The organism is Arthrobacter sp. Bz4 (genome assembly GCF_003075455.1).
GTDB lineage: Bacteria > Actinomycetota > Actinomycetes > Actinomycetales > Micrococcaceae > Arthrobacter_D.
On the sequence record NZ_QDAE01000018.1, the window covers coordinates 52611 to 62347 of the forward strand.

Here is a 9737-nt window from a genome sequence, read left to right on the forward strand (position 1 = left end):
GCTATTGCAGCTCGAAAGTTGCTTCTTCGCTGGTCCGTTCGCCGAGCGTCACCGTCAGGTTGTAAAAACCGGGGGTAGGGTTCGCCTCGACCGCCTGGCAACCCGGTGCGCTACGGTTTCGTTCCCACGTGAAGTTCGCTTCCTCCGACCCGCCCGGCGGGATGTCCCGGTTGAGGTCCTCGGCGCCTTCCTGGCAGTCGGCAGAGGAGAAGATGCGATCCTCACCGCTGGTGACCAGGAATTCCATCTGTGAGGTTCCCACATTGACCGGGCAGGGGATATCACCAGTGTTGGTTACCGTCAGCGTGAGCACTGGATTCTCTTCGGGGGCGTAGGCGTCCGCATCGGTCGATGCGCTGACTTCCACCAGCTCCGGACCACACTCGGGTTCCGATGGCGAAGGGGACACGGTCGGTGCTGCGGATTCGGTCGGTGCTGCGGGCTCGCTGACTTCTGCCGTTGGTTCGGACGGGGAGGTTGAGGGGGCTGGTTGGGCCGATCCGGTGGGTGCGCTCACGGCGTCGTCGGTGTTCGCACCGTTGCCGATGAGGCCAGCTAGGGCGATTCCGCCCCATACCAGTACGCCGGCCAGGATGAGGCCCAGGACCAGCACCACAATCCTGCGTCGGCGATACACCTTCGGGCTGACCCGGGGCGCGTTGGACGGCCGCGCTGACCTGTCCTGCGGCCCGCCTCGCGACGGCCCCCCGTGTGAATCCATGGGTTAAGGCTAGGGACCCAATCCTCGGATGCGCGTCACACCACGCCGGTCAGTACAGTATTGATGGTCAACTATCAGGAGTGCCAATGATCCCGGTTCCCACCGCCCAGCTGCATCGACGCATCATTGGCTGGTTCGACGTCCAGGCCCGGGACCTCCCGTGGCGTGGTCCCGGGCGAACCCCCTGGGCGGTAATGGTCAGCGAGTTCATGTTGCAGCAGACACCGGTGGTGCGGGTCCTGCCCGTCTACGCCGACTGGCTCGACCGGTGGCCCGCACCGGCTGACCTTGCCGCGGCTCCAGCCGGTGATGCTTTGAGGCACTGGGGGCGACTTGGTTACCCGCGCCGCGCCCTGCGCCTCCACGCGGCCGCGGGGGCCATCGTCGAACACCACGGGGGCCGGGTGCCCCGCACCGCCGCGGAGCTCCTGACTCTTCCCGGCGTCGGCACCTATACGGCTGCTGCGGTGGCAGCGTTTGCGTACGGGAAGCGGGAGACAGTTGTTGACACCAACATCCGCAGAGTCCACGCGCGGCTGCTCGGCGGGGATGCTCTGCCGGCCCCCACCCTGACGGCCGCCGAGATGCGGCGGGCGGCTGACCTCCTGCCCGACGACGACGGCGAATCAGTCAAGTGGAACGTGGCAGTGATGGAGCTTGGCGCATTGATCTGCACTGCCCGGGCCCCCAAGTGCTCCCAGTGTCCGGTGCTCGACGCCTGCGCATGGGTTGCTGCGGGGCGACCGGAACCTCATTACGTGCCCAGGGGACAGGCTTGGGCCGGGACGGATCGTCAGGTGCGCGGGGCGATGATGGGAGTCCTTCGGGACGCGGTGGCACCGGTGATCAGGGAGGTGCTCGTTGCCGAACCGGTGGACCTCGCGCTCGGCTCGCCGCCCGGCACCGTAGTGTCCCCGCTGATGAAACTGCACCGCCTGAACGCGTCAAGGGAGCAACTCGAACGGTCCCTTGACGGGCTCGTGGCGGATGGTCTTGCCAGCGAGACCCCGGCCGGCATCAGCCTCCCCAGCTAACCGGCCCAGACCGCTTCAGAGTTCCCCGAACCCGCTGGCCACCTCAGCACCTATCTGATCAATGGCTTTCTGCGCGTCGGGGCCAGCGGCTGACGCGGTCAGGACCTTGCCCTGGCCGAGACCCAGGCTCATGAGCAGCATCACCGACTTCGCGTCCACCCCGTTGACCGTCACCTCCACATCCAGTTCACTCATCATCCGGGCCAGGGTTGCCGCGGGGCGGGCGTGCAACCCCATCGGGTTGGGCAATTCCCAGGCTGCCTCAACCGGCTTTCCATCGGTGGAGGATTGAGATCCGCCTTCTCCGGGAGCGGCTGCAGCATGGCTGACAAACGGTTCGAGCTCCGTTGGATCCAGCGCGACGATCGCTGTCTCGGCGGCACGTGTCACCGTGTCTACATCGGCTCCGGACTGCGCCTCGACGGCCGCGGCGACTGTACCTTCGACCAGGGCTGCGCGGGCAAGCCTGACCCGCAAACGCTGGTCGCTGTCAATGAACTCAAGCGCCATCTCGGCCGTCATCACGGCAGAGCCCAGATCTGTCAGGAGCACGACGCCGGCACCCTGGTCCGCCGTCGAAATAGCCTCAAGCACCTTCTCGAAGCTGGTTCCGATCAGTGGGACACCAGAATCATCGTCCAACCCACCGGCGGCGACGAGCGGGACGTCCCCCGCCATCTCACGGGCGAGGTCGCAGATTCCCTCGGCGATCTTCGAACTATGGGACACAATGACCAAGCCAACGTTCACTCCTGCGCACCTGCCGCATCGGCCGCTGCCTGCAAAATCAACCCTGACGAGACGGCGCCCGGGTCGAGGTGGCCGGCGCTGCGTTCGCCGAGGTAGCTGGCACGGCCCTTCCGTGCAATCAGGGGTTCGGTAGCCGCGGCCCCGGCGTTTGCAGCGTTGGCGGCGGCCGCCAGCACCTCTGCAACCGATGCGCCGGCCATCGCGGCGGTGCCTGCCGCCTCAGCCGCAGGAGTCCAGGCATCGACCATCGTCTTGTCACCGGATTCGGCCTTGCCGCGCGCTACTATCCCATCGCGGGCAGCGGTCAGCAGCCCGGCGACGTCGTCGGGGCCTATTGCCTCGGTGTCGCCCAGCGAGGTGGCTGCACGGAGCAGGGCGGTTCCATAGAGGGGCCCAGCTGCGCCCCCCACGGATGACATGAGGGTCATCGCGGCCAGCTTCAGCACGGCACCCGGCGTGGCGGGGTGTGTACCGTCGTCGAGCTTTTTCACTACCGCCGTGAACCCACGATCGAGATTCTCACCGTGATCGGCATCGCCGATAGCCCGATCAAGGTCGATCAGGTATTGCCGATTCTCGCTGACCACCCGGGCACTCTCCCGCAGCCACGCGACCACCCATTCAGTGGTGAGGGTACTGGTGGATCCCTCTACCACGCCTAGACTCCCCACCGGAGCGCCGCAGTGTTAACTGGCGAATCCCACAACTCGACCATTTCGTCGTCAAGTCGCAGCACGGTGATCGAGGCGCCCTGCATTTCCAGGGCGGTGATGTAGTTGCCCACCAGGGATCGTTCAACAACGATTCCCTGCTCCTCAAGGAGTTGCCTGGCGCGCCGGTAGACGATGTACAGCTCACTTGCCGGCGTGCCTCCCATGCCATTGACGAAGAGCAGCACCTTCTCGCCGCTGTCCACCTTGAGATCGGCGAGGATTGGCTCCATCAGCCGTCCGGTGATCCCGTCGGCGTTTTCCATCGCAATGCGATGCCTGCCGGGTTCACCGTGGATGCCGATGCCGATCTCGATCTCGTCGTCGGTGAGGTCGAAGCTCGGCTGGCCGGCGTGCGGCACAGTACAGGCGGCGAGCGCCACCCCCATGGACCTGACATTGTCGATGACACGCTGGGCGATTGCAGTCACCGCATCGAGGGTGTCTCCCCGCTCGGCTGCGCCGCCCGCGATCCGTTCAACGAGGACCGTTCCGCCGACGCCGCGTCTGCCAGCGGTGTACAGCGAATCCTCGACTGCGACGTCGTCGTTCACCAGGACCGTCCGCACGGTCACGCCCTCGGCTTCAGCGAGCTCGGCTGCGGTTTCAAAGTTCAGGACGTCGCCCGTGTAGTTCTTCACAATGTGGAGCACCCCCGCTCCCCCATCAACAGCTGTGGTGGCTGGGAGAATCTGGTCGGGGGTCGGGGAGGTGAACATGGCCCCGGGTACGGCGGCATCGAGCATTCCCCGACCTACATATCCGGCGTGCAGCGGTTCGTGACCGCTGCCCCCGCCGGAGACCAGCCCGACTTTTCCTTGGCGGGGTGCGTCTTTCCGGGTGATGAACAGGGGGTCGGGATGGACATTGACCAGGTCTGCGTGGGCGGCCCCGAACCCTTCAACGGACTCGGTGACGACCTGCTTTGGGTCATTGATTAGCTTTTTCATGGCGGCTCCTCGGTGAAAGGACACAGGATTGGGTTTGCCGGCCCGCCGGACCTGCTGGCCTTGTCTGAACCCTACCCTCCGGTCAACTGCTTGCCTATAGGGTGCACTACTGGTTAAACGGCTGTGGGAGGCCCCCGAGCTACTTACGCTCGGCTCCTCCCACAGCACTAATCCTTCGGCGGCTTCCACTGGCGACTATGAATCGGGTGAACGCCTGCTGGACCAGATCTAGCGGTTGTCACCCTTGAAGGCGTCCTTGACGTTTTCGCCGGCGTTCTTGATGTCGCCGGAGGCCTGGTCCTTGTGGCCATCGGCTTCCATCTTTTCGTTGCCGGTGAGCTTGCCAACGCCTTCTTTGATCTTGCCGCCCAGCTTCTCGCCGCTGTTTGCTGCCTTGTCGTCTGCACCCATAATCTGACCTACTTCCGCTCGGTGTGTCGGGGCCCGGGTCCGGGTCCCGCTTTTCGCATCATCATAGATGCCAAGCTCCCTTAGCTTATCGATCCTGACCTCGGTTTGCCACCTTATGCGGGCTATTCCCGAGCTGACGGATCATCCGGGTGTTGCCGAGGGTGTTCGGTTTGACCCGGGCAAGGTCGAGAAATTCAGCGACGCCCTCGTCGTGGGAACGAAGGAGTTCCGAATAGACCGCCGGGTCCACTGCCGACTGGTCAGCCATCACCTGGAACCCCTGGCGCTGGAAGAACTCCACTTCAAAGGTCAGGCAGAAGACGCGTTCGACGCCCAGGGCGCGCGCGTCGTCGAGCAGCTTCGCCACCAGGGCACTGCCGACGCCGCGCCCCTTCGCGGCCTGGAACGTGGCAAGGGTGCGGACCTCGGCCAGGTCCTCCCACATGACGTGCAGCGCCCCGCAACCGAGGACGCCGTCGTCGTCCTCGGCAATCCGGAACTCCTGCAAACCCTCATAGTAGGCAACAGTTTCCTTGGCCATCAGTACCCGGCTCTCAGCAAGCGGGGCCACCAACGCCTTGATTGCTGGGACGTCGGAAGTACGCGCGGGCCGGATTCTGAAGGAGGAACTCACTAAGGCAGTCTACAAACCCTGCCGCAGGTATCAGCTACAGTCCGAGTTCGGGGGGCAGGTCTGTGCGTTCACCGAGGACGTGGTGCGCCAGGAAATGCCCGACGACGCCGTACCAGACTTTCGCGTGCTGGGGTTTGAGAATCCAGTGGTTCTCATCCGGGAAGTAAAGGAACCGGTGAGCGGTCCGGCCTTCCTCATCTACTGCCAGCTGGGATCGGGACAGCAGTTCGTACCAGAGCCTGAGGCCCTCTCCGATTGGGACGCGGTAATCCTTGTCCCCGTGGATCACCAACATGGGTGTCGATATGTTCTCCACGTGGTGGTGCGGAGAGTTTTCCGACGCCATCTCGGGCGTCATCTCCTTCTCCCAGTAGTAGGACGCATCAGTGGTTGGGCCAAACTGGTCGAGCGCCCACAGACTGGCGTGGGTGACTACAGCGGTGAACCGGTCCGTGTGGCCAGCTATCCAGTTGGCCATGTAGCCGCCGAAGGACCCGCCCATCGCGGCGGTCCGGGTCTCGTCGATGTCGTCTCGTGCTACCACGGCATCGGTTGCTGTCATCAGGTCAGTGAACGGTGCTTTGCCCCACTGTCCCCAGCCCCGGTCGATCATGTGCTGGCCGTACCCGGTAGACAGGGCTGGATCAGGGAGCAGGACCGCGTAGCCCTGGGCCGCCAGCAGCCACGGCGACCACCGCCAGGTCCAGGCGTTCCAGGAGCCCAGCGGGCCGCCGTGGATCCATAAAAGCAGCGGAGCGGGCCGGGAAGAGTCAGCTCCGGCGGGGAGGACCAGCCAGGATCCAATCGTCTGTCCATCGTCGGCGGTGGTCTCTACTCGTTCCAACCGCCCCGACAAGGCTGGTCGCTCGATTGGTCCCCGTAGTGCCGCCACGGTTCGGTTGATGAGGTCAATTGTGACCACCTCGGCGGGAAATTCGTAGGAGCTGCGCAGTGCGTAGGCGGTGTAACCATCGGGGTCCACCACCGCGTTGGTGTACGAGGCTGCGTCGCTGGTCACCCGGGTCACCTCATTGGTGGCTACGTCGATCAAGAACAGCGGCGAGGCGCCCTCCTCATCGGCAGTGACCAGCACTGCGCTGCCATCGGGCAACCACGCAGCCGGGGACGGCCAACGGTCCCACTTTGCGGCAAGGGGAAGGAGATCCCCACCGGCGAGTGGGAGCAGGCCAAGTGTTTGTTGCGGCGCAACCTCAGCGGTGGTCCGCCTGGCCCGGTGGACCACCAGGGTGGCACCGTCAGGGCTGATCGGTCCGGGCGAGAAGTCGTAGCCGGGGTCGTCGAGCAGGACCGAGCGCTCCCCGGTGGCAACATCAATCCTGGCAAGGATGCTTCGTGCGTCCCCCTTACCCACCGGAATACTCACCGCTGTCACCACAACTGAACCGTCCGGGCTGATCACCTGCTTGGCGTTCCTGAGTGAGGTGCCTGCGGCGGGTGTGATGTTGCGGAGCTCAAACCGGGCTGCAGCGTCGGCTGTCTGGAGCGGCTGCCCGGCGGTCCCCTTCCCCTCCAACGCGAAGTAACGAGGCTCTGCCGGACCTAGATCGGCATCCCAATAACGAACCGGATAACCGGAGTGCAGGATGGCGCCCACCTTGGCTTCCTTCCGCAGAGTACGGCGCGCGCCGTCGTCGCCCTCGTCAGCCGAACCCGCGAGGACGTCAGCGACGACGATGGCGGACTCCGCCTCGGAGGACGTCAGTACGCTGCTCACACCGCCCTGGCGAGAGAGCACCAGCTGTGCCTCCCCTCCCCGGGCCGGGAGCCGCCAGATCGCGTTGGTGGGTTCCTTGGCCGCGTCCCCCTCTGCCCCATCCGGATCGGGCCGCGCCGAGGTGAACAGCAGGTCCCCGCCAGCCAGGAAAGAGGCACCCGTTTCGCCCTTGGCGCTGCGCGTAATCCGGCGCGCGGGTTGCTCTCCGCGCGGATCAACTTCCCAGAGCGCCGTCCCGTATTCAGTTGCCTTGGCATTGAGCGTAGCCACGGTCGTCACCAGTCGAGACCCGTCGGGGCTCAGCGCCAGGGCGGCCAGGCGGGGCATCGCGATGAAGAGATCCAGGTCGTGGAAGGGGGTTTCGGGCTGCTGTTCCGATTCGGGTGTCATCGCCCCTGTCTACCACCGTCCCGCAGCGGACGTGGCGTGGTTCACAGCGACTTCTCTGAGAGAGTAATAAGTTGCTTCAGGCACACAAGGTGAGCTTCCGGCCTGGCCTGCCGTGTCGGTAGCTGATAAACCGAAGGCCTCCGGCCAGCACCATGGTGCCGGCCGGAGGCCTTCAGGCTGACGCCACCCGGCGTCGCCACTGTCTACTCGGGGACTGTGGCCTCAATAGCCGCAGGAGCATCCTCGATTTCTTTCGGAGCACCGTGCCCAACGAAGGTGAAGCGGGCTTCGTCCCCTTCGCCTTCGACATCAACGGAGACCAGTTCACCGGACTTCAGTTCACCGAACAGAATCTTCTCGGAGAGCTGGTCCTCGATCTCCCGCTGGATAGTGCGGCGCAGCGGCCGGGCACCCATCGAAGGATCGTAACCGCGGGTGGCCAGCAGTACCTTCGCCGCGGGGGTCAGCTCGATGCTCATCCCCTTGTCAGCCATCCGCTTGCCCAGCCGCTCAAGGAACAGGTCGACGATCTCGACAATCTCGTCCTGGGTGAGCTGTGGGAACACCACCGTGTCATCAACACGGTTGAGGAACTCTGGGCGGAAGTGCTGCTTCAGCTCTTCCGTCACCTTCGCCTTCATCCGGTTGTAGGTGGTGGTGGTGTCGGTGCCGGACTGGAAACCCGTCATGACGCCCTTGGAAATATCCCGGGTGCCGAGGTTGGTGGTCATGATGATGACCGTGTTCTTGAAGTCCACCACCCGGCCCTGGCTGTCAGTCAGGCGACCGTCTTCCAGGATCTGGAGGAGCGAGTTGAACAGGTCCGCGTGGGCCTTCTCGACCTCATCGAACAGCACCACCGAGAACGGACGGCGCCGCACCTTTTCGGTCAGCTGCCCACCCTCTTCGTAGCCCACATAACCGGGAGGGGCACCAAAGAGCCGGGACACCGTGTGCTTCTCGGAGTATTCGGACATGTCGAGGGTGATCAACGCGTCCTCATCACCGAACAGGAATTCCGCCAGGGCCTTGGCGAGCTCGGTCTTACCGACACCGGTGGGGCCAGCGAAGATGAATGATCCACCCGGCCGTTTCGGATCCTTCAGCCCGGCACGTGTGCGCCGGATTGCCTGCGAGATCGCCTTGATGGCGTCGTTCTGGCCGACGACCCGCCTGTGCAGCTCGTCTTCCATCTTGAGGAGCCTCGTGGACTCTTCTTCGGTGAGCTTGAAGACCGGAATACCGGTTGAGTTGGCGAGGACCTCAGCAATGAGTTCCTCATCGACCTCGGCAATGTCATCGAGGCCGCCCGACTTCCAACGACGCTCCTTCTCCATCCGTTCGTCATGAAGCTTCTGCTCCTTGTCGCGCAGTGAGGCGGCACCCTCGAAGTCCTGCGCATCGATCGCCGACTCCTTCTCCCGCTTGACGTCCGCAATGCGGTCGTCAATTTCCTTCAGCTCGGGCGGGGCGGTCATCCGGCGGATACGCAGCCGCGCACCAGCCTCATCGATCAGGTCGATTGCCTTATCGGGCAGGAACCGGTCCGAGATGTAACGCTCGGCGAGCGTCGCAGCCGAAGTGAGCGCCTCGTCGGTGATTGACACGCGGTGATGTGCTTCGTAACGGTCCCGCAGGCCCTTGAGGATCTCAATGGTGTGCGCCACTGACGGTTCCTGCACCTGAATGGGCTGGAATCGACGCTCCAGGGCCGCATCCTTCTCGATGTGCTTGCGGTACTCGTCGAGGGTGGTGGCGCCAATGGTCTGCAACTCACCCCGGGCGAGCATCGGCTTCAGTATCGAAGCGGCATCAATTGCACCTTCTGCGGCTCCCGCACCCACCAGGGTGTGGATCTCGTCGATGAACAGGATGATGTCGCCGCGGGTGCGAATTTCCTTGAGCACCTTCTTGAGGCGTTCCTCGAAGTCTCCGCGGTACCTGGATCCTGCCACCAGCGACCCGAGGTCGAGGGTGTACAACTGCTTGTCCTTGATCGTCTCGGGCACGTCACCGCGGACAATTGCCTGCGCGAGACCTTCGACGACTGCCGTCTTGCCGACGCCTGGCTCACCGATCAGAACAGGGTTGTTCTTGGTGCGGCGCGACAGCACCTGCATCACGCGTTCCATTTCCAGAGCACGCCCAATAACCGGGTCAAGTTTGCCTTCGCGGGCAGCCTGGGTGAGGTTCCGCCCAAACTGGTCAAGGACCACCGAACCGGCTGGGGTGCCTTCCTGCTGCTGGCCGCCCACTGACGCAGGCTCTTTGCCCTGATACCCGGACAGCAGCTGGATCACTTGCTGGCGGACACGGTTGAGGTCGGCGCCAAGCTTGACCAGTACCTGGGCTGCAACGCCTTCACCCTCACGGATGAGCCCGAGCAGGATGTGCTCGGTGCC

Annotated in this window: 9 protein-coding genes; 1 reads left to right on the forward strand and 8 read right to left on the reverse strand. The window is 64.3% G+C overall.

What is annotated here, in order from left to right:
* Window position 1 precedes the first annotated feature (1 nt).
* Window positions 2-721, reverse strand: a complete 720-nt coding sequence (locus tag DDA93_RS12815; protein WP_024477167.1) for a hypothetical protein — start codon at window positions 719-721, stop codon at window positions 2-4.
* 86 nt (window positions 722-807) lie between these two features.
* Between DDA93_RS12815 and DDA93_RS12820 the strand changes: the two genes are divergently transcribed.
* Window positions 808-1755, forward strand: coding sequence for an A/G-specific adenine glycosylase (locus DDA93_RS12820; protein ID WP_116778958.1), 948 nt, complete (start codon window positions 808-810; stop codon window positions 1753-1755).
* A gap of 15 nt (window positions 1756-1770) precedes the next feature.
* Here the strand turns inward: DDA93_RS12820 and dhaM are convergent, their stop codons facing one another.
* The 7 genes from dhaM to DDA93_RS12855 all read right to left on the reverse strand — a co-directional run.
* Complete coding sequence (dhaM, locus tag DDA93_RS12825; RefSeq protein WP_019483972.1) at window positions 1771-2505, reverse strand: dihydroxyacetone kinase phosphoryl donor subunit DhaM; 735 nt, start codon at window positions 2503-2505, stop codon at window positions 1771-1773.
* The gene (dhaL, locus tag DDA93_RS12830; RefSeq protein WP_243400622.1) at window positions 2502-3161 is read right to left on the reverse strand and encodes a dihydroxyacetone kinase subunit DhaL; all 660 of its coding nucleotides are present in this window, start codon (window positions 3159-3161) and stop codon (window positions 2502-2504) included. The genes dhaM and dhaL overlap by 4 nt, the downstream gene beginning before the upstream one ends.
* A 2-nt stretch (window positions 3162-3163) precedes the next feature.
* Entirely contained in the window at window positions 3164-4165 is a 1002-nt protein-coding gene (gene dhaK / locus DDA93_RS12835; protein ID WP_024477164.1) for a dihydroxyacetone kinase subunit DhaK, read from the reverse strand.
* A gap of 228 nt (window positions 4166-4393) precedes the next feature.
* Window positions 4394-4576 (reverse strand): CsbD family protein, encoded by a 183-nt coding sequence (locus tag DDA93_RS12840; RefSeq protein ID WP_019483975.1) that lies wholly within the window; start codon window positions 4574-4576, stop codon window positions 4394-4396.
* An 85-nt stretch (window positions 4577-4661) separates the two neighbouring features.
* Window positions 4662-5210 (reverse strand): amino-acid N-acetyltransferase, encoded by a 549-nt coding sequence (locus DDA93_RS12845; protein WP_116778959.1) that lies wholly within the window; start codon window positions 5208-5210, stop codon window positions 4662-4664.
* A gap of 34 nt (window positions 5211-5244) precedes the next feature.
* Window positions 5245-7335: an alpha/beta fold hydrolase gene (locus tag DDA93_RS12850; RefSeq protein ID WP_116778960.1), complete on the reverse strand. Its 2091-nt coding sequence runs from the start codon at window positions 7333-7335 to the stop codon at window positions 5245-5247.
* Between the two features lie 203 nt (window positions 7336-7538).
* Window positions 7539-9737: ATP-dependent Clp protease ATP-binding subunit (locus DDA93_RS12855; protein ID WP_133185517.1), on the reverse strand; the 2199-nt coding region annotated here is incomplete at its 5' end.

What these genes read in the sequence shown, in the direction of transcription:
- DDA93_RS12815 (WP_024477167.1), bottom strand. Translation starts at nt 721, where the DNA reads ATGGATTCACACGGGGGGCCGTCGCGAGGCGGGCCGCAGGACAGGTCA.
- DDA93_RS12820 (WP_116778958.1), top strand. Translation starts at nt 808, where the DNA reads ATGATCCCGGTTCCCACCGCCCAGCTGCATCGACGCATCATTGGCTGG.
- dhaK (WP_024477164.1), bottom strand. Translation starts at nt 4,165, where the DNA reads ATGAAAAAGCTAATCAATGACCCAAAGCAGGTCGTCACCGAGTCCGTT.
- DDA93_RS12840 (WP_019483975.1), bottom strand. Translation starts at nt 4,576, where the DNA reads ATGGGTGCAGACGACAAGGCAGCAAACAGCGGCGAGAAGCTGGGCGGC.
- DDA93_RS12850 (WP_116778960.1), bottom strand. Translation starts at nt 7,335, where the DNA reads ATGACACCCGAATCGGAACAGCAGCCCGAAACCCCCTTCCACGACCTG.